Here is a 26676-nt window from a genome sequence, read left to right on the forward strand (position 1 = left end):
GATCTCGTTCAACCGGCCAGTTCTTTTGTCGCGGTCATGCCCGTGCGCCGGGTCTCCGGCATGACGAACAGGATCAGCAAAAGCCCGGTCGCAGCGATGCTCGCTAGCCCGAAGAAGGCGGTGGCATTGCCGAACTTGTCGCTGATATAGCCGCCGAGCGCGGTGCTCAAGGAGGCACCAATGCCGGTCGCGGTGCCGACAATGCCCTGCGCCAGGTTGAAATGCCCGCTGCCGAAGGCGACGTCGGCCACGATCAAGGGGATCATCACCGCGAACACCGCCGCCGTGAAACCGTCGAACACCTGCACCGCTACCAGCAGATAGGGATCGCGCACGGTCGCGAACAGCAGGCCCCGGATCGTCAGCGCACCGAACCCGATCAGCAGCAGCGGCCGCCGACCCCAGAGCTGCGCCTTGCGTCCGACGGTCGGCGACAGCAGCGCGACGATCGCCTGCGGCACGACAATGCAGAAGGCGACCAGCACCGTCGCCCATTGGCTCGATCGCGCCGTCACGGCGCTGGCCATCAGCGGCATCATCGAGGCGTTCGCGAGCTGCAACAGCAGCACGCTCAGCGCAAAGACGATCAGCGGTTTCTGCCGGATCAGATGCCAGATATTGGAGTCGCCGGGAACCGGCGCCTCACGCGGCATCTCGCCGTGGCAGCGCGCGATGTCGACCTCCTCTTCGCGAATCCGCGACAATGCGATCAGGGTCGGGATTGCCAGCAGGAAGCTGACCAGGAACACCGAGCGGCTCGAGAGAAGATATCCGGCGGTACCCATCACTGCCGCGGCGACACCGTTGCCGAGCGAGGCAAAGCGGGCGTTGCGGCCAAGCCGTTCGCCGATCTTGAGCGGACCGACGAGACCGAGGCTGATCGCCGCGATCGCAGGCCCCAGCACACAGCTCGCCGCTGCATGCAAAGTGGCGGCAGCCACCACGACGGGGAAAATCGGCATCGCCGCATAGGCGAGCGCGCAGCAGCCGATGGTTGCGATCGCAAGTGCCGCGACCAGCCGCTCGGACTTCGCCGCGTCGATGATGGCGCCGCCCGGCATCTGGCCGATCAGCGCGACGATGCCGGCGATCGACAGCACCAAGCCGATCTCGACCTGGGTCCATTTCTGCGTCGTCAGATAGACGGCGATGAAGGGCCCGAAGCCGGTCTGCACGTCGGCGAGAAAGAAGATGAACCAGTCGAGGCCGCGCAGGCTCCGGCGCGACGGCGCCGGAATGGCCGCAGGCAGAGGTACGGCGACGTTGTCGGGTTCAACGCGACCTTCACGATCTGCATGATTCAGCTTCCTCGACAACAGCACAGGCGGTCAGCCCTCCCCCCTCCTCATTGGATGGCTTGCAGCGGTTGAAGACTGCCGGACGCGCCGAGCACGACCATCGGCGCGTCTTCCTTGTATTCCGGCGCGGCTGCGACCTGCGCCTTGGTCAATTCCAGCGTGATGCTGTCCTTCTTGTTCGTGATCTTGCCGAAACGCAGCGCGTTCCAGTCGACGACGATCTTGCGGCTGCCGACGCCGAGGAATCCGCCGAAATCGATCACGGCGGCGCGCACGCGCCCGGTAAGATCGACGATGACGTCGACGATATGGCCCATGTCCTCGTCCGCCGCACTGCGCACGTCGCGTCCAAGCACGCCATGGGCGTCGCTGGCGCCAATGATCGTCACCGACGGCGGCGGCGCCGCATCTTTAGGCGTGACAGGCACAACCGAAGCCGGCGGCTGCACCGTCGGCGGTGCGTTCGCCTCGGTTGCGGCCGCGGGTGGCTCTTCCGCGGCACGCGATACGGCAACCGTCACCCCCGCGACGATCGCCACGCTCAGGACCAACCATCCGGCGGTACGCATGAACCCTCCTTGCCGCAGCTCGCTAGCGCGCCAGCACGATCGACACCTGGACCTGCCCGCGCGTGCGCAGCACCTCCAGCGCCACGTCGTGGCCGTGGCGACTGACGCGCAGATCGACGCTGGACTCGCCCAGCCGCAGATCGCGCAGGACGATTTCGTTCAAAAACGCCGGCAGATGCGGATTGCGCAAGCGGATCTCGCAGCGCGCGACGTCGAACTCGATGCCAAGCGCGGCCTCCAGCAGCGTGAACGGCGTCGCGCTGGCCCAGGCCTGCGGTGCGCAGGCCACCGGATAGAGCGTCGGGCCGCGCCGCTTCTCGCGGCGGAAGCCGCAGAACAATTCCGGCAACCGCCTCAGATCCATGTAGGTCGCGGCATCGAACAGGCCCCTGAACACATGGGCCACCGAGTGCTTGAGCCCGTAATGGGCGAGCCCGAGCGCGATCAGCGCATTGTCGTGCGGCCAGATCGATCCGTCGTGATACGACATCGGATTGTAGCGCGCCTCGCCGCGCGCGACGGTGCGGATGCCCCAGCCCGAGAAGAAATGCGGCCGCATCAGATCGGCAGCCACGAGACGGGCGCGGTCCTCGCGGATCATGCCGCTGAACAACACCTGCCCGGCATTCGAGGTGCGCACCTCGCACCGCCGCTTCTTGCCGTCGAGCGCAAGCGCGTAGGTTCCGAGCTCCTCGCACCAGAACGCTTCCTCAAAACGCTCGGCGAGTGTCTTGGCCTCCGCCTCGAGCCTCCTCGCGACATCCGGCTTGCCGAGCCGCAGCGCGCATCGTGCGGCGAGCTGTTTTGCGGCGTAGACATAGCCCTGGACCTCGGCCAGCGCGATGTTGCCCTCCGCGAGCTTGCCGTCGGCATGGAAGATCGCGTCGAACGAATCCTTCCAGCCCTGGTTGGCGAGCCCTTTTTCGGTGGCACGCTGGTATTCGACGAAGCCGTCCTGATCGGGGTCGCCGGGACCGTCGATCCAGGCGAGCCCGGCCTCGATCGCCGGCCACAGCTCGACCAGCGTTTTCTCGTCGCCGGTGCGCTCGACATAGCGCCCCGCAAGCAGGACGAACAATGCGGTCGAATCCACGCTGCCGTAATATTGCGAGAACGGCACCTCGCCTAGCGCCGCCATCTCGCCGCCGCGCATCTCGTGCAGGATTTTTCCAGGCGCGGCGTCAGCGAGCGGGTCAACCGCCCTCGCCTGGAAATGCGCGAGCCGCCGCAGCACGCCCTTGGCCACCCGCGGATCGACCCACAGCATCTGCAGCGCCGTGATTAACCCGTCGCGGCCGAACGTCGTCGAGTACCAGGGAATGCCGGCATAGGGATAGCGTCCCTGCGGCGTCTCCGTCATCAGCATATTGAGGTCGGCCATGGCCTGGCACAGCACCTCGTTGAAAATGTTGTTGGAGGTCTCGATGCTGGCCGCGCCGATCGTCGATTGCCGCAACTCGCGGCGATGCGCGAGCAGGCCCCTGAAGAAGCGCGCCGGCTTCTCCGTGACCGGCCGGTTGCAGGACACGGCCACGAACAGCGATTTGGACTCATGCGGATCCAGCTCGAGCTGCCAGGTCGCGGCATTGACCGAGAGCCGCGTCGGACGCGGATCGAAGTGAAGCCCGGTGGTGCGTTCGGCATCGTCGAGGCCGTGATATCCAAACAACACGTCGGTCGGCCCGAGCAGCTTGCTGGTGCCGGTGCCCCGGCGCGGCCGCCGTTCGCCGCGTACTTCGAACAGATCGGCAAAATCGCTGTCGAACAGCAGTGTCAGCTCAAAACTGGCTGGTTGTTCGCCGTGATTCTGCAGTCCGATGCGCTGATACGCCGTGCCGCGCCACAGGAAGATCGTGCGCACGATGTGCAGCAGGTCCTTTTGCAGGACAATGCGGCCCTGGCGATAGATGTCGGGATTGGTCAGATCGACCGTCAATCCCGAATTGTCGTCGCGCAGGTTCGAGCCAAGCAAGAGCGGCTGGAGATCGTCGAGCACGAGTTCCAGCCGGGCCAGATAGCGCGTGTCATGGTTGAACAGGCCATCCGGCCCGCCCGCCGACGCGCCGATGTCGCCGTGGCTGTCCAGCACGATGAAAGTATCGTCGTGCTTGAGCGACCGCCGCGGTCGGGCGGCGGGCCCCGTCATCGGAATGTAGAACGCTTGCTCCACGACGGCCTCTACCGTCTGCGATGCCAGGATGACCCTGGTTGCGGCTTCGATTGCCATGAGCTGCTCCCCTGCGGCTTGTTTTTCGAACGCGACCAACGCAAACGCAACTGTTGGGTTTACGCGGCGAACTTCGCGAGCCGGCTCATTTCCTGCGTCACCAGCTCACGGTACGGACCGTGGCCCTGCATCAACCGGTCGGGCGCGCCGTCCTCGATGATCTTGCCGTGCTTGAGCACGATCACGCGGTCGAAATTGCGCAATGTCGCGAGACGATGCGCGATCGCGATCACTGTGCGGCCGCGCATCAGCCGCGCCAGCGCCTCGCGGATCGCCTCCTCGGATTCGCTGTCGAGCGCCGCGGTCGCCTCGTCCAGCAACAGGATCGGCGCGTCCTTGACGAAGGCGCGCGCAATGGCAATGCGCTGGCGCTGGCCACCTGACATCTTCACGCCGCGGTCGCCCACCATGGTGTCGAGGCCGTCCGGCAGGCTGTCGATGAAATCGCAGCGCGCCGCGATTGCCGCACGCAGCACCTCGTCGTCGGTCGCATTCGGCCGGCCATAGCGGATGTTCTCGCGGATCGAGCGATGGAACAGCGAAATGTCCTGCGGCACGACCGAGATTGCCTCGCGCAAGCTCTGCTGAGTCACCATGGCAATATCCTGCCCGTCGACGGTCACACTGCCCTCGTCGACATCGTAGAAGCGCTGCAGCAGCGTGAACAGGGTCGACTTGCCGCCGCCGGACTGGCCTACCAGGCCGACGCGCTGGCCGGGCTGCAGCCGCAGGCTGAATCGCTCAAAGATCTTCTCGGCCCCGGGATAGCCGAAGGTGACGTTGTTATACGCGATCGCGGCGCCGGTCTTGACCAGCGGCTCGGCCTCGGGGTGATCGCGCAGTTCGTGCGGCACCAGCAGCGTGGCGATGGCCTCGGTCAGGCGTGCGACATGCTGGGTGACATCGACCAGCGCCACCGCGAGATCGCGGGTCGCGCTCAGGATGGAAATGCCGAGAGTACAGACCAGCACGACGTCGCCGGTGGTCGCCTCGCCCTTTTGCCAGAGCGTGACCGCCCAGGCCATCAGCGCGACGGTCAGGAGCACGGTCACCGCCGCATGCAGCAACCGCAGCTTCTCCAGATAACGCAGGCTGCGCCCGCGCGCGTTGACTTCCCGATTCACCGTGGCGTCGAACCGCTCATGCTCGTGGCCAATGCCGCAGAAGGCACGCACCAGCGGCATGTTGCTGATGACGTCGATCATCTCGCCGTCGACGGCGGCCGCCTTGTCGGCAAAATCGTCATGCAGCGGCTTTCCGGCTGCGGCCAGACGGAACATCGCGACCACCATGCCGCCGGCAATCACGATCAGACCCGCAGCCATATACGGGCTCACGGTTCCAATCAGCAGGATCGCCGCAATTGTGGCGATGCATGGCGGCAACACATTCCAGACAAACATGTTCTCGACCGTGAACACTGCATTGGATGTGGCGGTGATGCGGCTGGTCAGCATGCCTGGCATTCGGTCCGAGAAGTAGCTCGGCGCGTGTCCGGTCAGATGACGAAATATGTCGCGGCGTAAATCGCCCGTGACGCGCACAAAGGTGAAGCTGGCCGTCCAGCTCGCGATCCGCCACAGAAAATTGTCGGCGGCAATCAGTGACATGAGCAGAATGAATGCCAGCCATACGCTACCACCATGGGAGGTTCCCGCGGACAAGGCGTCGACAAGGGATTTGACGCCGTATTGCGTGCCTACCGAGCAGGCAACCGCTGCAACGACGGTGCCCAGGATCACCAGATGCGACGCCAAACGCCGCCGTAGATAGCGCAAGACAAAGGCAAATGGCCTGCGCGCATATCCAGAAAGATGATCCATTCGTTGCGACCCCGTCGTGATGATTTCAATTTTTCTCTTAGCCGATTGAACATCGACTGCTTCGCCTCAGTTCCCGGGCGAGCCCATCACGACATGCGGATGCGGACGATGTGAGAAGAGGAGATGGCATCATCGCGGCCACGCTGCAGTGTGTCGAAGAAGTAACGTTCGGGGAAAGGAACTTCGCAAATGCGAGAACGTTCCCTCCGCGGCATGCCGGTGCCGAACTCGGTAGGGGCTTTAATTTCCATGATCACACAGAGGAGAAGCTGAGATGCGCATCGCGCAGGTAGCTCCGTTGACGGAGGCTGTTCCACCCAAGCTGTATGGCGGCACCGAGCGGGTGGTGCACTGGCTGACGGAAGAGTTGGTTGCCCTTGGTCACGACGTCACACTTTTCGCCAGTGGCGACTCGCAGACGTCGGCGAAACTGGATGCTTTATGGCCCCGGGCGCTTCGCCTCGACGGTTCCGTGCGCGATCCCAACGCGCTCCACATGGTGCTCCTGGAGCGCGTGCGGCAAAAATGTGACGACGAGGAGTTCGACTTCCTCCACTTCCATCTCGATTATTATCCGTGGTCGCTGTTCTACCGGCAGCCGACACCGATGCTGACCACGCTGCATGGCCGGCTCGATCTGCCGGAGCATCAGCCTGTCTTCAATACCTTCTCCAGGATGCCGGTCATCTCGATCTCGAACGCACAGCGACGGCCGGTACCGCAGGCGAACTGGGTGACGACGATCCATCACGGCCTGCCGGAGAATCTGCTGACGCCGAAGCCGGCCAAGCAGGAATATCTCGCCGTGCTCGGCCGCATCGCGCCGGAGAAGGGCGTCGACCGCGCCATCAAGATCGCGATGCATTGCGGCATTCCGCTGAAGATCGCAGCCAAGGTCGACCGTGCCGACCAGGACTATTACGACGAGTTGATCAAGCCGATGATTGTGAACAATCCGCTGGTGGATTTCATCGGCGAGATCAGCGATCACGAGAAGTCGGACTTTTTGAGCGGCGCGCTCGGCCTGCTGTTGCCGATCGACTGGCCGGAGCCGTTTGGTCTCGTGATGATCGAAGCCATGGCCTGCGGCACGCCGGTGGTTGCCTTCAACCGCGGCTCGGTGCCCGAGATCATCGACGAGGGCCTCACCGGCTTCGTGGTCGAGGATATCCTCAGCGCCGCCGGCGTCGTCAACCGCCTCGCGCAACTCGACCGCACCGCCATCCGCAAGCAGTTCGAGAAGCGCTTTACGGCGCGGCGAATGGCACTGGACTATCTCGCGGCGTATCGCAGCATGACGGAAGCGCAGGCGCCGCGGATCAAACTGGTGAGCAGCGCGGAGTAGTAGCCACACGCACAACCGTCGTCCCGACGTTCGCCGGGACGACGGTTGAATGTATAACGCCCCGCTCCATCAACGCGTCATTGCGAGCGCAGCGAAGCAATCCAGAGTCTGCCCGCGGAGGGATTCTGGATTGCTTCGCTGCGCTCGCAATGACGGAATGTGCGGCAGCTGCCGTGCCTACACCACCACCGTCCGCTTCGGCTCCACGATCTCGAACATCCGCGGGAATTCGTCCATCAGGCCCATCAGCTCGGCAAGCCGCATCGGGTTGCCTGACAGCTTGACCTTGCCGGCAGCGACGGCTTCCGGAAAGCTCGTCAGCTTCGCGATCACCTCATCCAGCGTCGCGCGCGCCAGCGTGAAGCTGGCATCCGCATTGTCGGCCTGCACGCCTTCCGCATAAGTCAGCGCGCAGTTTTCAAGATTGAGCACGAAGCTCTCGCCGGTATCCGAAAAATTCCAGTTCAGCACGATGTGCTTTCCCTCCGCTTTCGGGCCGTTGAGGCGGATGCCGAGCACGTCCCAGAGCTGCTCGGTGCGCAGCGCTGCCAGCGTCTCGCGCGGCATCAGCGGGCGCGGCGGCATCTTCGGCATGCCCTGGCGCAATTCCTGGGCACCGAACAGATAGGCGTTGCGCCAGGTCGAGCTCTCGGCGGCATAGCCGAGCTGCTCCAGTGTATCCGCCAGCAACGCGCGAGCGGCTTGGTTGTCCGGCTCAGCGAAGACGAGATGGCCGAGCGCCTGCGCCACGAAGCGGAATTCACCCTTGTCAAAATCCGCGGCAGCACGCGCGAGGATCGCCTCGGCACCGCCCATATACTCGACGTACTTTTTCCCGGATTCGACCGGCGGCAGCGGATCGAGATTGACCGGGTTGGCGTCGTACCAGCCGAGATATTTTTGATAGATCGCCTTCACGTTATGGCGGATATGGCCGTAGTAACCCCGGCCGTGCCAGGCGCCCTCCAGGCTCTTCGGCAGTTGGATCGTCTCGGCGATCTCCGCCGCATTCAGCCCGTGGTTCATCAGGCGGATGGTCTGGTCATGCGCGAATTTATAGAGGTCGCGCTGCTCGCGGATCATGGTGTCGATGCGCTCGCGGCCCCACACCGGCCAGTGATGCTGGCCGCACATCGCCTCGGCCTTGCCGCCCCACAGCTGCAGCGCCTCGTTGAGGTATTTCGACCACGCCAGCGCATCGCGCACGTCGGCGCCGCGGAACGGCAGCAGATTGTGGAAATTATGCGTGCAGTTCTCGGCGAGGTTCAGGAGCTTGTAGCGCGGCAGGAAGAAGTGCATCTCCGCCGGCGCTTCGCTGTTCGGCGCCATCTGGAATTCGAACGCGACGCCGTCGATGACGCGCTTGTCTCCGGTCGCCATGATCAGGTCGGTCGGACGCAACAGCGCGACCGCGCCCGCCGCCATGGTCTTGCCGAGGCCGCAATCGACCTGCCCTCGTGCGCCCTTGGCCAGGAACGGTCCGAACTGGTACTGCGCCCGGCGCAGCATCGCCGGGCCTGCGATGATGTTCTCGGAGACGGCGTGCTCCATGAACAGGTTCGGCGCGATGATCGGCACCCGCCCGGTAGCCAGCGCATCCTCCTCCAGCACGCCGCGCGCGCCACCCCAGTGGTCGGTATGGGTGTGAGTGAAGATCACGGCCGCGACCGGCTTCTGGCCGCGGTGCTTGTAATAGAGATCGAGGGCGGCGCGGGCGCCCTCGATCGAGGTCAGCGTGTCCACGACGATGACGCCGCTGTCGCCCTCGATCAGCGTCATGTTGGCGATGTCGAGCCCGCGCACCTGGTAGACGCCGGGCACGACCTCGAACAGGCCGTGCTCCATGTTGAGCCGCGACTGCCGCCACAGGCTCGGGTTGACCGTCGGCGGCGCCTGCTCGGTGGATAGAAAGCCGTAGGGCTCGAGGCTCCAGACCGTCCTGCCTTGCGGATTCGTGACCTTCGCGTGCTCGATCGTGCCGAGGAAGCCGCGCGCGGCGTCGTCGAAATCCCGCGTGTCGGAAAATGGCAGCGCATTCAGCATCGCCGTTTGCTGCGCAATGACGGACGGCGTTGCGTCCTTCGGCTCGCTGCTGGAAATCTCGGTCATTGGCGTCCTCCCGGCTCGTCTTGTCTGGAGGAGCATCTAACCGCATCTTGATTGCGGTTCCAACCGCCGCTTACGCAGCCAGCCCTTCGGCGGCCGACTGGCAAGCAGGGATCGCATCGGCCATCCGCAATTCCGGCGCCAGCACATAACCGCCGCGGCTTTCCTTGGCCCGGTAGAGCGCCCTGTCGGAGCGCGACAACAGCGCCTCCGCGGTTCGGCCGTCATTCGGCGCGACGGCGACGCCGACGCTCACGCCGAGCTCGATGGCCTGTCCATCAACGTCGTAGGGCGAACTGATCGACTGCACGATGCGCCGGGCCATCGCTTCCGCATCACGCGCTACGCGCTGCACCAGGACGAATTCGTCGCCGCCCATGCGCACTACGAGGTCGTCGGTGGCGGCGATCGCCTTAAGCCGCCCGGCGACCTGCTTCAACAGCGCGTCGCCGACGGGATGACCGAAGCGGTCATTCGCTTCCTTGAAGCGGTCGAGATCGAGCGTATGGACGGCAATCGTCCCGGCCTCGAGCATGGCGGGCAAATCCGTCGCCAGCACCGAACGATTGGCCACCCCGGTCATCGGATCGATGCGCGACAGCTGCTCGAACTGCCGCTTCAGCGTGATCTGGTTGATCGAGGCGTTGAAGCTCAGCCGCACCATCTCGAAACTTGCGGCCACATACATCAGGATCAGGAGCCCGAGCCCGACATGGCGCAGATCGGGCTGCATGAAGGTCACCATCGCTGCGGGTGCGGCGATCGCGGTCAGATCAAGCAGCGCCGCGACGGGGCGCAGCGCCAGCCGCGCCACCACGCCGGCGCCAAAGCCGAAGCCGATGCCGATCGCCATCACGCAGCAGATCGCATCACCCAGCACGATGCTGCGCGCGGCAAACAGGCCGAGGATGAGGGCCGTCACGATGGTGCCGGCCACATAGCGCCGCTCCCAGCGCGCGCCCTCGGCCCGACCGAGCTGCGGCGGGCGCGCGAGGCGGCGACGGAATGCGAAAATCTCGAACAAGCGGACAATAGCCACCACGATGCCAGCGACCGTCAGCGCCGCCGTCACCATGTCGCCGGTCTCGTAGGTGGTGATGGCGCCAACCATCGCCTGGCAGGCGGCCGCAAGAATGGTGGGCATCGTCGTGCCGTGAAGGCCCGTTATGACTTCCACATAGACGGCATCCGAAATCGACGCCCGTCCGGATTCCATTCGGTCGAAAAACATGCCAGCACCCATCCACTGGCATGGTCTTAGCGTAGACCCGTAAAAATGGGTTCCCAGTGCAGCAATGGCATTTGAGCGCGCGGGTTTACCGCGCGTTAGCCATGGCCCTGCCGCGCATAGGCTCAGTGCATCCCCAGCACACGCGGCAGCCACAGCGTCAGATCGGGCCAGTAGGTCACGATGACGAGGAAGCCGAGCATGGTCAGGAGCCACGGCATCACCGCGCCCGCGAGATCGGTGATGCGCATTCGGGCTATCATCGATGCGACGTAGAGGTTCAAGCCGACAGGCGGATGGCAGAGGCCGACCTCCATGTTGACGTCCATGACGATGCCGAAATGGACGAGGTCGATGCCGAGCTTCTTCGCGGCCGGCGCCAGGATCGGCGCCATGATCAGGATGATCGAGTTCGGCTCCATGAAGTTGCCGGCGAGCAGCAGCAGCACGTTGACGACCAGCAGGAAGCCGACCCAGCCGAGGTTTTGCGCCGCGATCCAGTCGGCCAGGACCGTCGGCAGGTTCTCGTTGGCCAGCACGAACGAGAACAGCACCGCGTTGGTGACGATGTAGAGCAGCATCGCGCTGGTGTTGGCGGCGCGCAGCAGCACCCTCGGCACGTCCCTCATGCCGATGGCCTTGTAGACGAAGACCGAGATGAAGAACGAGTACACCGCAGCCATCGCCGCCGCTTCGGTGGCGGTGAACAGGCCGCTATAGATGCCGCCGATGATGATGACGACGAGCATCAGGCCCCAGATGCTCTCGCGGAAGGCGTGAAATGTCTCGCCCCAGGTCGCCTTCGGCAGCCGCGGATAGTCGCGGTTGCGTGCCAGCCACCAGGTGACGATGCAGAGCATCGTCGTCAAGAGAATGCCGGGCAACAGGCCCGCGACGAACAGCGCGCCGATCGAGGTGTTGGTCGAGACCGCGTAGACGATCTTCGGGATCGACGGCAGCATCAGGATGCCGAGCGAGCCCGCGACCGTGATGATGCCGGCGCCGAAGCGCATGGGATAGCCGTGGCGGACCATCTCCGGCAGCACGATGGCGCCGATCGCGGCAACCGTGGCCACGCTCGAGCCGCACACCAGCGCGAACATCGCGCAGGCGACGATACCGGCGAGCCCGAGACCGCCGTGCCAGTGCCCGATCAGCGAGGTCGCGAAATTGATCATGCGCCGTGCGACGCCGCCATGGGTGAGGAAATTGCCGGCGAGGATGAAGAACGGGATCGCCATGATCTCGAAGCCCTCGATGCCCGTGAAGAGCTTCATCGAGACCGCTTCGATCGGCACCGTCGTCAGCGTGAACAGGAACGTCATCACGGTGAGGCCGAGCGCGATCGAGACCGGAATGCCAGTCAACATGAGCGCGATCAGCAGCGCGAACACGGTGAAGGCGCGCAGCCAATGCGGCAGCACGATCACGCCGAACTTCTCGGCGAGACACATCGCGAAGATCAGGATCGGCGCCATGATCAGGATCACGCCGAGCGGCGAGACTTTTCGCGAGGCAGCCTTCGTTGCCGCACCGGCGGGCTGCGGATGCAGCGCCGGCGAGACGTCGGCCTCGACGCCCTCGACATGGGTCTCGTCATGATGCGGCAGATCGCCGGTCCAGTAATAGAACCAGGAGACCTGGAGGAAGCGGAAGCACATCAACCCGGAACCGAGCGGGATCGCCAGATAGACGAACCACATCGGCGCTTCCAGGTCGTTGGACTGCTGCCCGGTCTTGAACATCTCGGAGACAAAGGAGGCGCCGAACGCGGCGATCATGCCGGTGAACAGCGCGCCGCACAGCAGCGAGAACAGGATGACATGCTTGCGCGAATGTTCGGGCAGACGGTTGACGAGGAGATCGACGCCGACATGGATGCCGGTGCGCACGCCATAGGCCGCGCCGAACTTCGCCATCCAGATGAACATGTAGATGCAGAGTTCCTGCGCCCAGGACAGATCCAGCTCGGACAGGAAGGTGAACACCGCCATCGACAGCGACGCCAGCCAGGTCATGCCATGCGCGGCCGCCCAGCGCGAGAACACGATCGATTCGCCCGCACCGTAACGGTGCAAGACGGCAATGAAGATCAGCCCGGTTGCAGCCGCAATGAGCGTCGCGATCAACCATTCTTCGAGATGATTGAGCAGCTGGTTGAGCACGCGAAGCAAATCAAAGTCCCCCTATCGATACGAAACGGTCGGGAGTGCACGCACTCCCGACCGTTGGTATTATTCTCCCGGAAGCGCGTCAGTTCATCTTGACGTCGAGTTCCTTGGCGACGAGATCGAGCACTTCCTGCCCGACCCGGCCCTTGGCCCATTTATAAGTCGGCTGCATCGCCTCCTGCCAGGCCTTGCGATCGGCGTCGGTCAGATAATGCAGCTGGGTCTTGCCCGTCTTCTTGATCTCGGCCAGCGCGTCCTCGTTCTCCTGGTGCGCGATCTGGTTGGTGTAGTCGGTCGCATCCGCCATCGCCTTCTCGAGCTGGGCGCGAATGTCAGGCGGCAGGCCGGACCAGAATTTCGAGTTGACGATGACGGCGTATTGCAGATGCGCATGATAGGATACGGTGATGTCCTTCTGCACCTCGTAGAACTTCTGCGTCAGATAGTTGGACGCCGTGTTCTCGCAGCCGTCGACCACGCCGGTCTGCAGCGCCTGGTAGACTTCCGAGAACGCCATGATCTGCGGGATCGCGCCGAGGATGCGGAAATACTGGTCCGCGATCTTCGATCCGGAGATGCGGAATTTCAGGCCCTTGAAATCTTCCGGCTTCGTCAGCGGGCGGTTCGACGACACCATGTGGAAGCCGTTGTCCCAATAGGCGAGACCGGTGATGCCCTTGGCCTCCAGCTTCTGGAACAGCCATTTGCCGACCGTGCCCTTCATCGCATTGGAATAGGTTGCGTCGTCCTTGAACAGCCAGGGCAAATCGAGCGCCTCGAATTCCTTAACGCCGAGCGGCGCGAATTTTGCCGTCGAGGGCGCGAGCATCTGCACCGAGCCGAGCTGGAGCGCCTCGATCTCCTCCTTGTCCTTGTAGAGCGAGGAGTTCGGATAGACTTCGATCTTGACCTTGCCGTCGGTGTACTTCTCGGCAAGTTCCTTGAACTTCAGCGCGCCCTTGCCCTTCGGAGTGTCGTTGGCGACGACGTGGCTGAACTTGATAACGATCGGGCTCTGGGCCTGGGCCACAGCAGGAGCCAACGCGAGCGCGGCCGCGGCGACCGCGAGAAGCAGTTTGCGCATGAAAGACCTCCCCAACAACCTCGGAAACCGGGTTCTTTTTTATTTTACGGTTTCAGTAGTGGCAGCAATCGGTATCCCGAACAACTAGACCTAAGCCCAATTTGCCGCAGCGAAGCTATGCCGCAGGGAAGCTATCTTGATGGCGGTCGCATGCGCAACCCGGCGCCCGCTCCGTCCCCTCGGAGCGAGCGCTTATGTCGCATCGCCGAAGGGCATTAACCCTTGCGCTGGGCAACCATGAACAGCCGCCGGAACGGGAATAGCGTCTGCCCCGCCTCGTTCTTCGGATAAGCCTTCGCCACGCGCTGGCCATAGGCTGCCTCGAACGCGGCCTTCTCGTCGCCCTCGAGCACGTCGAGATAGCGCGTCAGCCAAGTGCCCTTGGTCCATTCCTTCACGGGATTTTCGCCTTCGAGGACCTGGAGATATTCGGTCTCCCAGATGTCGATGTTTTGCGACAGCGGCGCGAGCGCATCATGATAGAAGGCCGGCGCCTCGACCGGCGGCGGCGTCACGAGATGCTCGACCTTGGACCGCCAGGGCCCGTTCAGGGCGGTCTCGCCGATCAGCACATGGGATGGCGCCAGGAAGTTGCGCGGCATCTGCACGGCAAGCATGCCGCCGGGCGCGACCTTCTCCATCACCGAGGGGAAGAGTGCCGCATGATTGGGCAACCAGTGCAGTGCGGCATTGGAATAGACGACGTCATATTGCCTGGCAGGGCGCCAATGGCCGAGGTCCTCATGCGACCATTGCACGTCGGGCGCGGCTTTGCGTCCCGCAGCAACCATCTCGGCCGAGCCCTCGACGCCCGTCACCGCAGCGGACGGCCAGCGTTCCTTGATCAGCTTCGTGACATTACCGGCGCCGGCGCCGAGGTCGGCGACCGAGCGCGGGCCGACATCGGGAATCCGCATCAGCAGGTCCACCGCGGGCCGGAGCCGGTGGCCGGAGAATTTCAGATATTGCTGCGGATCCCATACCATCGTTCAAGCCTTTTCTTTTTCGTATTTCCTTCGTGGTCGCCCTTGGTTACCACTGCTCGTCCCGGTCGGGCAAATCGCCGCACCCGGGACAGGGCTGGAAACGAACGGCAAACGAACACCAAAAACCAAAGACGCAATCAAGAGAGCGTGTGACCATGGACCTCGGGCTGAAATCGAAAACCGCTGTCGTGACCGGAGCAAGCATCGGCATCGGCCGTGCCATCGCCAAGGGCCTGGCGGCCGAAGGCGTGCGCGTCGTCGGCGTGGCGCGACGCACCGACCTGCTGGCAGAGTTGGTGAAGGAGGTCGGCGGCGGGCTGATCACGCCGTTCGAGCAGGACGTGATGGCCACGGATGCCGCGGAGAAGATCTCAGCCTTCGCGGTGAAGGCGCTCGGCCATGTCGACATCCTCATCAACAATGCCGGTGGCAGCCGCCCCCTGCCTGTCGATGCGCCCGACAGCAAATGGGACGAGGCGATCGCGCTGAATTTCACCAGCTACCGCCGCATCGCGCATGCGCTGCTGCCGCAGATGATCGAACGCAAATGGGGTCGCATCGTCAACATCACCGGCAAGTCCGAGCCGGAAGGGTTGAATGCCGCCTTCGCCGCGAAAGCCGCGGTGCACGCCTGGGCCAAGGGCCTGTCGCGCGAGATCGGCGAGCACGGCATCACCATCAACTGCATCCCGCCCGGCCGCATCATGAGCGAGCAGATCCGCCGCAACTATGCGCCGGATTATCGCGAGCGCTTTGCCGAGGAAGAAATTCCGGTCGGCTATTGGGGTGAGCCGGAGGATCTGGCCGCCCTCGCGGTGTTTCTGGCGTCACCGGTAGCGCGCTACATCACGGGAACGGTGATCCCGGTGGATGGGGGCTTGAGACGGTATCAGTTTTAAATAGAGACAGCCCGCAGGATGGGAAGAGCGCAGCGAAGCCCATCAATAGCGTGCCGTGCAAAATGATGGGTTTCGCAAGCGCTCTACCCATCCTACGGCAGGATCCGACCGGCGATGCCTGATGCTCTCATCAGGCATCGCCGCCGTCATCGACCGCCTTACTTCTCAGCCTTGTACGACTGATTCTTCGCAATCGTCGTCCAGCGGCCGTTCTTGATCTGGCCGATGGTCGCGGCGGACACGCCGAGATGGTTGTCCTTGGAGAAGGACACCGGCGCGCCGCCGAAGATGTCTTCGAACACCTTGCCGGATTCCATCGCCGCAATCAGCGAATCCGTAGTCAGGTTCTTGCCGGCGAGACCGGCGTAGAACGCGAACGCCATGGCGCCGTCATAGCCCGAAGTCGACTGCAGATTAGGATCGACGCCGAACATCTTGTGATAGGCCTCGATGAATTCCTTCACCTTGCCCGTCGCCGTGTCCGGATAGAAGATCTCGGTCTGGCCGACACCAAAGATACCTTCAGTGGCGTCTTTGCCGAGCTCGTGCAGGTCCGGCACGTAGCTCGGTGACGACACCACATAGGTCGGCGTCCAGCCCAGCTTCTTGGCGGCGGTAACAATACCGACGGATTCGCGCACCACCGAGCCGAGCGCGACCAGATCGCAGCCGTCCGCCTTCATGCGCGCGACCTGCGAGTTGAAGTCGGTCGCGCCGCGCTTGAACGACACGCGCGTGGCCTCCGGCAGCTTCATATCCTTGAGCTGATCGGAGTAGGCATCGGTAAAATTCTTCCCCATCTCGTCGTCCTGGTAGACGATGCAGGGCTTGCTCAGCTTGTTGTGCTCCATCACGTATTTGATGCCGAGGCGCATCGTGTCGTAATAGGGGCTGAACATGTTGAACTTCAGCCGATCCTCGGGCTTGGCCGGATCCATCTTGAAGGTGAATTCCGCGGCCGTGATCGGGAACAGATGCGTCAGCCCGGCGCCCTGAACGAGCGGCATCGGCGCCAGCGTCGTCGCCGAACCCATCGCGGAGACGATCGAGAACGCCTTGTCGAGCTCGATGAGCTTCTGCGTCTGCAGCACGGCCTTCTTCGGATCGTAGCTGTCATCCTCCAGAATGAGCTTGATCTTGCGGCCGTTGATGCCGCCTGCCGCATTGATCTGCTCGACCGCGAGTTTCATGCCCGACGAGGCCGGCACACCCCATGACTTGATCGGCCCGGAGAGATCCATATGCGTACCGATCACGATCTCCGTGTCGCTGACGCCCTGGGTCTTGAACTGTGCGAGCGCGGGCTGCGCCGCCACTCCCGTGAGTACGACGATCGCGGCTGACAAAAGAAAACGTGAGGTCATGCTATTCCTCCCTGTGCTCTGGTTATGCGCTTTGTGAAACGGCGCTTTCTCTTTCGGAACGGGTTTGCGGGCGCAGCAACCGGCGGCGCAGCACGAGCATGGCGCTGATCTCGGGGTCGCCGGGACCAAGCGCGCGCTCAATCAGGGTGAAATCGTCGATCTTCACCGGTGCGCGCGTATTCGTGTCAGCGATCACCCCGGCGATCAGCGTCCGAATGTCCTGCGAGCGGCACAGGCTGAGGAAGTGCGTGAACGGAATGCTGTTGTCCTGCGCGAACTTGATCACGGGATCAGGATCCATCAGCACCAAGGCAATCACCTTCCCCTGATCGTCGCGATGCAGGAAGGCGTCGGCGACATAGGGCGATGTCGAGAGATCGGCTTCGCTCGCAAGGCACGCGGCGCCATTGTCATGATCCAGCAGATCCGCGACGCGGCCGGCAGGATGCGCTTGGCCGGCATGGGCGACATCGCCGCTGTGCCACCAGCCATCACGGATCGCGCTTGGGCCCTCGCCTGCATAGCCGACGAACAGCGTATCGGACCGCAGCCGGATTTCGCCTGAGCCAAGCGTCTCCAGCATCACGCCGTCGAGCGTCCTGGCCACGCTGCGATGCGCGGCGAGCGTCACGGCCCCGCCGGACTCGGCGTGACCATAGGCATCGGTGAGCGGCCGCCGGAGCGCCGCGAACCAGGCCCCGACATCGGCACGCGCCGGTGCACCGGTCGTGAGACAAAGCCGCGCCCGCGACAGGCCGAGACGCCGGCGCACGGGAGCGACGACCAGAGCATCGAGAATCGGGGGCGGCCCATTGCTGCCGGGCTTCACGGCCATCGCGATCATCCGACGCTGAAAGTTCGTCGCCTCGGCCGCGGCGAGCGCAACGCCGGACTTCAGCTTCGCCCACAGGCGCGGCGGCGCCTGCACGATCGTCGGCTGCAATTCGCGGAGATCGCTGAGCGCGGTCTCGCGGCTTTCCGGGAAGTTGATGATGCAGCCTGCCAGCAGCGAGGCGTAGACGCCGACCACGCGCTCCATCACATGATGCAGCGGCGTCAGGGACAGGCGCTCGTCGCGCGGGCTCAATTGCAGCCCGCTTGCAGCGCGCGTGGCCTGCCGGCCAAGCGCGGCCTGCGTGAGCAAGGCGCCGCGCGCCGGCGCCGTGACACCGGATGTCATCATGATCGCGGCGATGGCGGCGTCGGCTGGTGCTGGAAGCGGATCGGCGCCCCCGCCGCGCGCCTGCAGTTCCGCCAGCGTCATCACGTGATCCACCCGCGCGCCGTCGTCCCACTGCTCGTGCATGACGACGATCAGCCGCAGCTTCGGACAACGATCCCTGATGCCGAGCGCCCGGTGCAGATGCGCATCTCCAGCGACGAACAGAATGGTGACGCCGAAGAGATTGACAAGCCGCGCCAGCTCATTGCCGTCGGCATCGGCGTCCAGACCGGCCGAGATGCCGCCCGCGGCCATGATGCCGAGATCGGCGAGCACCCAATCGGCGCAGGTGTCGCCGCAGATGGCTGCGACGTCCTTGTCGTGCAAACCGACCGCGCGCAGGCCATTTGCGATTGCCTTGATACGCGTCGCAGTCTCCGTCCCGGTGAGCGGCTGCCAGAGGCCGTAACGCTTCGATCGCATCACCGTCGCGCCACCATGCGCTGTAAGCGCAGCCGCGAGACGTGCCGAAAGGGCTTCGGTTTCAGCGCCCGCCATGACCACCTTCACCGTGCATGCCCAGATAGAATTCGCGCACCTGGTCGGACTGAAGCAGATTGGCGCAGGTGTCGTGCATCACGACGCGGCCGACTTCGAGCACATAGCCGTAATGCGCGGTCTCCAGCGCCATCTTGGCGTTCTGCTCGACCAGCAGGATCGAGACGCCCTCCTCCGCGTTGAGGCGGCGGATGATCGCAAAAATCTCCTTCACCAGCAGCGGCGAGAGCCCGAGCGACGGCTCGTCCAGCAGCAGCACTTTCGGGCGGCTCATCAGGGCACGGCTGATCGCCAGCATCTGCTGCTGTCCGCCGGAGAGCTGGCCTGCGATCTGATTCTGCCGCTCGCGCAGCACCGGAAAATAGTCGAACACCTTTTCCAGGTCGCTCGCGACATTCTTGCTGTCGTTGCGGATGTAGGCGCCCATCCGCAGATTGTCGCGCACGGAGAGGAACGGAAACACCTCGCGCCCCTCGGGCACGTGGCTGATGCCGAGCCGGACCACCTTGTCCGGCTCCATCGCCCGGATCTTTCGGCCCTCGAATTCGACAGTGCCCTTCACGGGATCGAGCACGCCGGAGATGGTCTTCAAAATGCTGGTCTTGCCGGCGCCGTTGGCGCCGAGCACGGTGACGATCTGCCCCTGCATCAGATCGAGGCTGATGCCGCGGATCGCCGTGATCGGCCCGTAAGTGCTCTCGACATTGGCGAGACGGAGGATGGGCTGCGTGTTCATCGTCATGCCCCGAGATAGGCCGCGATGACGTCGGGGTGGCCCTGCACTTCCGCCGCCGTGCCGAGCGCCATCATCTTCCCGTAGTTCAGCGCCAGCACGCGGTTGGAGACGCGGCTGACCAGCGACATGTCGTGCTCGACCATCAGGACGGTGATTCGGAGACGTCGGTTGATCTCCAGAATCCATTCCGCCATCGCGTTGGTTTCCTCGACGTTGAGGCCCGACGAAGGCTCGTCGAGCAGCAGCAGCGTCGGCCCGACGCAGAGCGCGCGGGCAACCTCGATCACCTTGCGAACGCCATAGGGCAGCGCGCCGATCGTGGTGTCGCGGTATCTTTGCAGCCGCAACACGTCCATCACCTCCTCCGCGGCGCGCCGGTGCGCGACCTCCTCGTCGCGGACCTTCCTTGTGCGCAGGATGTCCTGCCAGGCGCGCGTGGTCGAATGCCGGTGACGGCCGACCAGGAGGTTCTGCAAGGTGGAGGCGCTTTCGAACAGCTCGATATTCTGGAACGTGCGGGCGATGCCGCGCCCGGCGATCTGTTGCGCCGAGAGCCGCGTGACGTCCTCGCCGCGAAAAATGATCTGGCCTGCGCTCGGTGTGTAGAGCCGGCTGATGAGGTTGAACAGCGTGGTCTTGCCGGCGCCGTTCGGCCCGATGATGGTGAAGACCTCGCCCTCGTTGATCCCGAACGAGACATTGTCGACGGCCGTGAGGCCGCCAAACTTCACCGTCAGGTTCTTGACGTCGAAGAAGGTCATCGTCGCTCGGACTTCAGGAACATGCGAGGAGGACGCGCGGCTCGTTGGCGCGCCAGCGGAAATTGCTTGAAATAGGCCTTCACCCGCAGCCAGCGGCCGTCGAGGCCCATCGGCTCATGGATGATGAAGACGATGATGATGATACCGAAGATCAGCGATTTCAGACCGGGCGCGTTGACCACACGCAGCACGCCGGCCTGGATCGCCGCGGTCACGGAGTCGGGCAGATAGAGCGCGTGCGTCAGCGCATCGCTCCACAACGGCACCTTGTCCTTGAGGATGATCAGCAGCGGATCGGCCATGATCATGAAGATCGCGCCGAACACCGCGCCGCGCAGGCTCACCAGCCCGCCGATGATGATGATCATGACGAAATCGATCGAGACCGACAGGCTGAACATCTCCGGCGAGATGAACGACATCTTGTGCGCATAGAGCGCGCCGGCAATACCGGTGATGCCGGCGGACAGTGCGAAGGCCGTCGTCTTGTAGCGGGCCGTGTCGATGCCCATGCTGCGCGCGGCGGTCTCGGAGTCCCGGATCGCCATGAAGGAGCGCCCGGTGGAGGAGCGGATGATGTTGATGGCGGCGAGGATCACCAGCACGGTGACGAGCAGGCAGAGATAATAGAAGCCCTCGGTGCCGAGCTTCAGCCCGAACAATGACGGCGGCGGCAGCATCAATCCTTCGTTGCCGTTGGTGACGCTCTCCCAGCGCGCGATGATCTCCTCGACGATGAAGGCAAAGGCGAGCGTCGCAATCGCAAGATAGATCCCGTGCAGGCGCAACGCCGGCAGGCCGACGAGATAGCCGGCGATACCGGTAAAGACACCTGCCAGCGGCAGATACAGCACCAGCGGTACACCGTGCTTCTGCGCGACGGCCGTGAAATAGGCGCCGATCGCGAGGAAGGCGGCGTGGCCGATCGAGACCTGTCCGGCCTGGCCCGACAGGATGTTCAGCGCCACGCCGACGATGGCGTAGATCATGATGAAGACGAGCTGGCTGAGATAATAGGATTCGATCATGTAAGGCGCAGCGATCAGGCCCGCGAGCAGCACGGCGTACCAGAACATCGCGGCCTTCGACGGAAACAGCGGATCGCTGTCGCCGTAATCGGTGCGGACATGATGCGCCATGCCTTACACCTTCTTGATGGCGTTGAGGCCGAACAGGCCCTGCGGCTTCCACAGCAGCACCGCGAGCAGGACGACATAGGCAGCGACGTCCTTGAACCCCTCAGGCAGATAGAAGCCCGATAGCGACTCGACGATGCCGATGGTGATGCCGCCGGCGACAGCGCCGGGGATCGAGCCGAAGCCGCCGAGCACGGCCGCCGGAAATGCCTTGATGCCGAGGAAGCCGAGATTGGCGTGAATCAGCGTGATCGGCGCCAGCAGAATTCCGGCGGCGCACGCAACCATCGCGGACAGGCTCCAGATCAGCGAGAACATGCGCTTGACCGGAATGCCCATGTAATAGGCCGCGAGCATGTTCTGCGACGTCGCCTGCATCGCAATGCCGACCCGCGTGTAGCGGAAGAAGGCGTAAAGTGCGGCACAGAGCAATATCGTCGCCACGATGATCGATAGCGCGTCCCAGGCGATCACGAGCTTGCCGACCGTGAACACGCCGTCGGTGAAGGGCGTCTCGATCCGCAAATCGTCGGTACCCCAGATGATGCCGACGAGCGCGCGGATCACGAGCCCGAGGCCGATCGTCGCCATCACGATCGAGAATTGCGGGTAGCCGAGGATGGGGCGAAGCACCAGCCGCTCCATGATCGCGCCGAGGATCGCCATAGCGATCACGCACAGCAGGAAAGAGAGCCAGTAGTTCAGCCCGAGCGTCGTGATGAAGGTGACCGACATGAACGCGCCAAGCATCATGATCTCGCCTTGCGCGAAATTCACCACCTCGGTCGCTTTGTAGATCAGCACGAACCCAAGGGCGATCAGCCCATAGACGCACCCCAGCGCGACGCCGCTAATGACTTGCTGCGTGAAATCGAGCATTTCCGTCCCATGGCGCGTTACGTCCATTTTTTTCGATATGAGAACGGTGGATGGTCTTAGTCAAGCAGCTAATTAACTCGACGCCGTAACCATCGAATGAGACGTGATGCCGCGCTCAATCGCATCGCGTAGCGCCTTGCCACAAGACTTGCGGAATGCGGTTGCAGGCTTGCGACTTGAGCGGCGCCGATGCTACGCACGCTCTGCTTGCGTTTGGTCTTTTGCGATATCAGCGACGGGCCATTGGCTCGCACGACCGATCTTGGGATCGCCTCATGTCATCTGCCGCAACTTCGTTCGCGCAATCGTTCTTCCATGGTACGCGCGCCGATCTGAAACCCGGCGACCTCATTGTCGTCGGCCATCGCTCCAACTTCACCGACGTCAAGCCGCTGTCCTGGGTCTATTTCGCGGCCACGCTGGATGCGGCGATCTGGGGCGCGGAACTCGCCGCGGGCAACGCGCCGGGACGCATTTACGTCGTGGAGCCGACCGGACCGGTCATGGCTGATCCGAACGTGACCGACAAGAAATTTCGCGGCAATCCAACATTGTCCTATCGCTCTCGCGATCCGCTGCGGGTGATCGCCGAAGTGACGCAGTGGCAAGGCCACGCGCCTGAACGGCTGCAGCAGATGAAGGACAATCTCGTCCGCCTGAAGGCGGAGGGTCAGGACAACATCATCGACTAGCGTCGGAGCTGCGCTTGTTGAGCTGCTCGATCGGGACTTTGGCGGCGCGCTCGGCGAAATCCAGCGTCTTGTCGTCGAGCTCGGCGAGCGGGAAAGACCGCGTCGCATAGCCCCAGTCGGCGGCTTCGCGCCGGACATCGCATCCCGAGATCGGGAGGGTTGTCATCGGCCGCGAATGCAGATCACCCCTCGTGGCCCGCTGTTCCCAGCGCGTCGCGCCGCCATGCACCGGGGCTGACGCCGGCGATCGCGGAGAAGACCCGCGTGAAGTGGCTCTGGTTGGCAAAGCCCACCGAAATCGCAACCTCGGAGAGCGACAGGCCGCGCACACTCATCAAGACCTTGGCGGTTCGCACGCGATGATGCAGAAGCCAGCGATAGGGGGGCAGGCCGGTCGACGCGCGGAACGCACGCGAGAAATGGCTGACCGAGAGGCCGAGCTCGGCCGCGATGGCCTGCAACGGCAGCTTGCCGCCGAGATCCGCTTCGAGCTTGTCGCAGGCGCGCGCCAGCTGCCATGGCGCAAGCCCGCCGCGGCTGATCTCGGCCTTGTGCCGAAAGCCTCCATAGGCCTGAGCGACGTGGGCGGTGAGCGCCAGCATCATGTGATCGATGAAGAGCTGGTTCGCTTCGGCCGGACGGCGCAGCCCCTCGCGCAGGGAAGCGCCGATATGGCGGACGATGGCATCATCGTGCCCGACAAGCCGGCAATCCAGCGTATCGATGCGTCGCGCCCCCGATTGATCGGTGAGACCGTCGAGGGCCGAACGCGGCACGTAGAAATGCAGCGAGTGAAGCGGCTTGTCGATCACGTAGCGCGGGTCGGCCTTGAGATCGTAGATATAGGTCGTCCCGGCGTGAACATCCGCCTTCTTGATGTGACGGCCCTGCTCCCAGAGCTCGCACTCCGGATAATCGCGCAGCTTCAGACTGACGAGATAGGCATCTTCCGCAGCAAGCGAACCGGAAAGACCCGGCACGGGATTGTCGTTGCGCGTTTCGGTGACCGCGATCTCGGTGCTGCGCAGCGAACGGGTCATCAGCGTTGGCGGCGCTTGCTCGAGGCGGAGGAATTCTCCGAGCCGTTCACCGTAAGCGCCTGTCCTGATCATCGTATGTCTCTTCTGTGACGGTTCGAGAGCAGGCCACAGCAACCCGCCATTTCGAGACCGGTATATCGGCTATCCACCCATTGCTGTCCACGACCGACGACGTCGCACCCGGGGGTGCCTGCCCCTTCGCCCCGGACCCGCAAAAATCAAAATTCATCAATTGTTTCAAATCGATGCGGCTCATGCCTCGGCGGCGCACCGGTGTCGTCGAACCGAAGCAGGACATCACGACTTTTCACAAACGCACGCCAGCTACAGGCGTGGGACATCCGCAGAGCAGGATCAGGCAACGCAGGGCAGCATCAGGAAAGACGCGGATTTTCGCGGCACCTAGAAGGCGCAAATCAACGGTGCCGGAACTGCAGCGGATCGCCTTCGACCTTCGGCCCAGCTGTTGCGCGAGGATCACCAGACCGGCCCGTGCGGCCACGCCATGCGGTGGCTGACGCCATGATCACGACGTCGCGCACCCAGCGACGCGCCCCCACACGAGCAAAAGTCCATGACCAAGATCGTCTTGCGCGAGTCCCCGAACGAAATCCCCGCCGCGCCTCAAGCGCGGCGCGACGCAGCACCGGCCGGCGACCGGCCCGCCGCCGATGTGGAGATGGCCCGCGTGCTCGGGACGGTGCCTTTTCGCATGGCGCTGGACTCGTCGGGCGCCGGGATCGCGCACTGGAAGCACGACCCGTTGCACGACGTCGTCGCGCCCATGAGCCATCACGTCATCATGGCCTACAACGGCTCGGTCCAGCGCATGGAGCGGCGGTCCGGACGATCGGTCGCGATCGGGACGTTTCGCCCGGGCGCCGTGATCATCATTCCGGAAGGATCGAGCTCGCGGTGGGACATTCCGAAGCCCGTCGACGTCGTTCAGCTCTATCTTCCACAGACCACGCTGCAGCGTGTTGCGGACGAGGCCGCAACCGGCTCGCCGGCGGATCTTCTGGAGCGAACCGCGCATCCCGATCCCGTGACGTCGCAATTGCTCCTGAGTGCGGCGGATGTCCTGGAAGGTAACGAGGCGCTGGACACACTGTTCAGGCAGCAACTCATGGATCTGCTGGCGACGCGCCTTCTCGCTGCGCACAGCGGCTCGCCGAACGTGATCGCACCGGCAAGGGGTGGCCTGGCGCCAAAGACGCTGCTTCGCGCGATCGAGCGCCTGCGCTCGGACAGCGATGCCGACGTCTCGCTCGCAGCGCTCGCCGCCGAGGCCGGTCTGTCGCGCTTTCACTTCTGCCGCGCATTCAAGGACAGCACCGGGCTCTCGCCGCATGCCTGGCTGCGCCAGCACCGGCTCGAGCAGGCCATGAACATGCTGCGCGACACCGACGTGTCCATCGTGACGGTCGCGGCGACGCTCGGCTACTCGTCACAGACCGCCTTTGCCGCCGCGTTTCGAAAGTTGACCGGGGAATCGCCGCGCGATTGGCGGCGACGCGCGCGTTAGCAGCAATCGCGCTTCAATCGCGTCAATCGCGCTGGGGCATCAGCGGAGGCCGTTCGATAGAAATCATGGTGCCCTACCACTGAAATGGAAATTGCAAATGGCCTTGATCAGTTCTGTCAGCCGGCTCGCAACCACCTCACGACGAAAGATTCTCGCAACGACGCTCATGTACGCGGCTTCGATGACCGTCCGCTCCACCTCGGCAGCGGGCAGCGACATCAAAACCGCGGCTCTCTCGATCGGGAAGAACGACGCGACGACGTCCGTCACCACCAGCGACGGCGTGAAGATCTTCTACAAAGACTGGGGACCGAGGTCCGCGCAGCCGATCGTCTTCCATCACGGCTGGCCGCTCAGCGCCGACGACTGGGATGCCCAGATGCTGTTCTTCCTGGCCAAGGGCTTTCGCGTCATCGCGCATGATCGCCGCGGCCATGGCCGCTCGACCCAGATCAGCGACGGGCACGACATGGATCATTACGCGGCCGACGTCGCAGCCCTCGTCGAGCATCTCGATCTTCGCAACGCCGTTCACATCGGCCACTCGACAGGTGGCGGCGAGGCAACGCGCTACGTCGCGCGTCATGGTCGCGATCGCGCTGCCAAGCTGGTGCTGATCGGCGCCGTGGCGCCCCTGATGCTGAAGACCGAGTCCAATCCCGGCGGATTGTCGCTTGAAGTCTTCGATGGCTTGCGCCGACAGCTTGCCGCCAACAGGTCGCAGTTCTACTTCGAATTCGCGAGCGGACCCTTCTACGGTTACAACCGTCCGGGCGCGGAGCCGTCGCAGGCGGCGATCTGGAATTGGTGGCGGCAGGGCATGATGGGCAGCGCCAAGGCCCATTACGAGGGCATCAAGGCCTTCTCCGAGACCGACTTCACCCAGGATCTGAAAGCCATCACCGTGCCGACACTGGTCCTGCACGGCAGCGACGACCAGATCGTCCCCGTTGCCGACTCGGCACTGCTGTCGGCCCGCCTGCTGAAGCACAGCACCCTGAAGATCTACGACCTGCTGCCGCACGGCCTCTGCACGACACATCCCGACATCGTCAACGCCGACTTGCTCAAATTCGTGACGGCATAA

General features: G+C 63.9%; 22 protein-coding genes and 1 pseudogene. 5 read left to right on the forward strand and 18 right to left on the reverse strand.

Features of this window, described 5'->3' with window-relative positions; all coding sequences use genetic code 11:
* Window positions 1-8 precede the first annotated feature (8 nt).
* From K3F49_RS14230 to K3F49_RS14245, 4 genes are read right to left on the reverse strand one after another with little or no spacing between them, the layout of a single operon-like run.
* Window positions 9-1322 carry an MFS transporter gene (locus K3F49_RS14230; RefSeq protein ID WP_234681573.1) on the reverse strand — a complete coding sequence of 438 codons (1314 nt, stop codon included), beginning with the start codon at window positions 1320-1322 and terminating at the stop codon, window positions 9-11.
* A gap of 23 nt (window positions 1323-1345) precedes the next feature.
* Complete coding sequence (locus K3F49_RS14235) at window positions 1346-1867, reverse strand: PRC-barrel domain-containing protein (RefSeq protein WP_234681574.1); 522 nt, start codon at window positions 1865-1867, stop codon at window positions 1346-1348.
* A gap of 22 nt (window positions 1868-1889) precedes the next feature.
* Window positions 1890-4094: an amylo-alpha-1,6-glucosidase gene (locus K3F49_RS14240; RefSeq protein ID WP_234681575.1), complete on the reverse strand. Its 2205-nt coding sequence runs from the start codon at window positions 4092-4094 to the stop codon at window positions 1890-1892.
* A 59-nt stretch (window positions 4095-4153) separates the two neighbouring features.
* Window positions 4154-5917, reverse strand: coding sequence for an ABC transporter ATP-binding protein (locus K3F49_RS14245; RefSeq protein WP_234681576.1), 1764 nt, complete (start codon window positions 5915-5917; stop codon window positions 4154-4156).
* A gap of 274 nt (window positions 5918-6191) precedes the next feature.
* Between K3F49_RS14245 and K3F49_RS14250 the strand changes: the two genes are divergently transcribed.
* Window positions 6192-7262 (forward strand): glycosyltransferase family 4 protein, encoded by a 1071-nt coding sequence (locus tag K3F49_RS14250; protein ID WP_234681577.1) that lies wholly within the window; start codon window positions 6192-6194, stop codon window positions 7260-7262.
* 177 nt (window positions 7263-7439) lie between these two features.
* Here K3F49_RS14250 and K3F49_RS14255 read toward each other — a convergent pair whose 3' ends face one another.
* The 6 genes and pseudogenes from K3F49_RS14255 to K3F49_RS14275 form a co-directional block, all read right to left on the reverse strand.
* Window positions 7440-9371, reverse strand: a complete 1932-nt coding sequence (locus tag K3F49_RS14255; RefSeq protein WP_234681578.1) for an alkyl/aryl-sulfatase — start codon at window positions 9369-9371, stop codon at window positions 7440-7442.
* 70 nt (window positions 9372-9441) lie between these two features.
* Window positions 9442-10599 carry a GGDEF domain-containing protein gene (locus K3F49_RS14260; RefSeq protein WP_234681579.1) on the reverse strand — a complete coding sequence of 386 codons (1158 nt, stop codon included), beginning with the start codon at window positions 10597-10599 and terminating at the stop codon, window positions 9442-9444.
* Window positions 10600-10721: 122 nt separating this feature from the next.
* Window positions 10722-12005, reverse strand: coding sequence for a TRAP transporter large permease (locus K3F49_RS39410; RefSeq protein WP_346657325.1), 1284 nt, complete (start codon window positions 12003-12005; stop codon window positions 10722-10724).
* Window positions 12006-12248: 243 nt separating this feature from the next.
* Window positions 12249-12614 (reverse strand): annotated as a pseudogene (locus K3F49_RS39415) (TRAP transporter small permease); the annotation flags it as partial.
* Window positions 12615-12849: 235 nt separating this feature from the next.
* Complete coding sequence (locus tag K3F49_RS14270) at window positions 12850-13851, reverse strand: DctP family TRAP transporter solute-binding subunit (protein ID WP_234681580.1); 1002 nt, start codon at window positions 13849-13851, stop codon at window positions 12850-12852.
* Window positions 13852-14066: 215 nt separating this feature from the next.
* The gene (locus tag K3F49_RS14275; RefSeq protein WP_234681581.1) at window positions 14067-14837 is read right to left on the reverse strand and encodes a methyltransferase domain-containing protein; all 771 of its coding nucleotides are present in this window, start codon (window positions 14835-14837) and stop codon (window positions 14067-14069) included.
* Between the two features lie 155 nt (window positions 14838-14992).
* On the opposite strand from K3F49_RS14275, the gene K3F49_RS14280 reads away from it, so the two are divergent.
* Window positions 14993-15736 (forward strand): SDR family NAD(P)-dependent oxidoreductase, encoded by a 744-nt coding sequence (locus K3F49_RS14280; RefSeq protein WP_234681986.1) that lies wholly within the window; start codon window positions 14993-14995, stop codon window positions 15734-15736.
* 158 nt (window positions 15737-15894) lie between these two features.
* Here K3F49_RS14280 and K3F49_RS14285 read toward each other — a convergent pair whose 3' ends face one another.
* Genes K3F49_RS14285 through K3F49_RS14310 form a run of 6 tightly spaced genes read right to left on the reverse strand, consistent with a single transcriptional unit; the run spans window position 15895 to window position 22332 of the window.
* Window positions 15895-17100, reverse strand: coding sequence for an ABC transporter substrate-binding protein (locus K3F49_RS14285; protein ID WP_234681582.1), 1206 nt, complete (start codon window positions 17098-17100; stop codon window positions 15895-15897).
* Window positions 17101-17122: 22 nt separating this feature from the next.
* On the reverse strand, window positions 17123-18820 hold the full coding sequence (locus K3F49_RS14290; RefSeq protein ID WP_234681583.1) for an AMP-binding protein: 1698 nt from the start codon (window positions 18818-18820) through the stop codon (window positions 17123-17125).
* Entirely contained in the window at window positions 18807-19556 is a 750-nt protein-coding gene (locus K3F49_RS14295) for an ABC transporter ATP-binding protein (protein WP_234681584.1), read from the reverse strand. The genes K3F49_RS14290 and K3F49_RS14295 overlap by 14 nt, the downstream gene beginning before the upstream one ends.
* A gap of 2 nt (window positions 19557-19558) precedes the next feature.
* Window positions 19559-20317, reverse strand: coding sequence for an ABC transporter ATP-binding protein (locus tag K3F49_RS14300; protein WP_234681585.1), 759 nt, complete (start codon window positions 20315-20317; stop codon window positions 19559-19561).
* Window positions 20314-21456 (reverse strand): branched-chain amino acid ABC transporter permease, encoded by a 1143-nt coding sequence (locus tag K3F49_RS14305; protein WP_234681586.1) that lies wholly within the window; start codon window positions 21454-21456, stop codon window positions 20314-20316. The genes K3F49_RS14300 and K3F49_RS14305 overlap by 4 nt, the downstream gene beginning before the upstream one ends.
* A 3-nt stretch (window positions 21457-21459) precedes the next feature.
* The gene (locus K3F49_RS14310) at window positions 21460-22332 is read right to left on the reverse strand and encodes a branched-chain amino acid ABC transporter permease (RefSeq protein WP_234681587.1); all 873 of its coding nucleotides are present in this window, start codon (window positions 22330-22332) and stop codon (window positions 21460-21462) included.
* A gap of 275 nt (window positions 22333-22607) precedes the next feature.
* On the opposite strand from K3F49_RS14310, the gene arr reads away from it, so the two are divergent.
* Entirely contained in the window at window positions 22608-23024 is a 417-nt protein-coding gene (gene arr / locus K3F49_RS14315) for an NAD(+)--rifampin ADP-ribosyltransferase (protein ID WP_234681588.1), read from the forward strand.
* On the opposite strand, the gene K3F49_RS14320 is transcribed toward arr, so the two are convergent.
* A complete protein-coding gene (locus tag K3F49_RS14320; RefSeq protein WP_234681589.1) occupies window positions 23014-23190 on the reverse strand; it encodes a hypothetical protein in 177 nt (58 codons plus the stop codon). The genes arr and K3F49_RS14320 overlap by 11 nt on opposite strands.
* A gap of 16 nt (window positions 23191-23206) precedes the next feature.
* Window positions 23207-24136, reverse strand: coding sequence for a helix-turn-helix domain-containing protein (locus tag K3F49_RS14325; RefSeq protein ID WP_234681590.1), 930 nt, complete (start codon window positions 24134-24136; stop codon window positions 23207-23209).
* 502 nt (window positions 24137-24638) lie between these two features.
* Between K3F49_RS14325 and K3F49_RS14330 the strand changes: the two genes are divergently transcribed.
* Both K3F49_RS14330 and K3F49_RS14335 read left to right on the forward strand, forming a co-directional pair.
* Complete coding sequence (locus K3F49_RS14330) at window positions 24639-25589, forward strand: helix-turn-helix domain-containing protein (RefSeq protein WP_234681591.1); 951 nt, start codon at window positions 24639-24641, stop codon at window positions 25587-25589.
* Between the two features lie 97 nt (window positions 25590-25686).
* Window positions 25687-26676, forward strand: a complete 990-nt coding sequence (locus tag K3F49_RS14335; protein ID WP_234681592.1) for an alpha/beta fold hydrolase — start codon at window positions 25687-25689, stop codon at window positions 26674-26676.

Source organism: Bradyrhizobium monzae (assembly GCF_021458635.1).
Classification (GTDB): Bacteria; Pseudomonadota; Alphaproteobacteria; order Rhizobiales; family Xanthobacteraceae; genus Bradyrhizobium.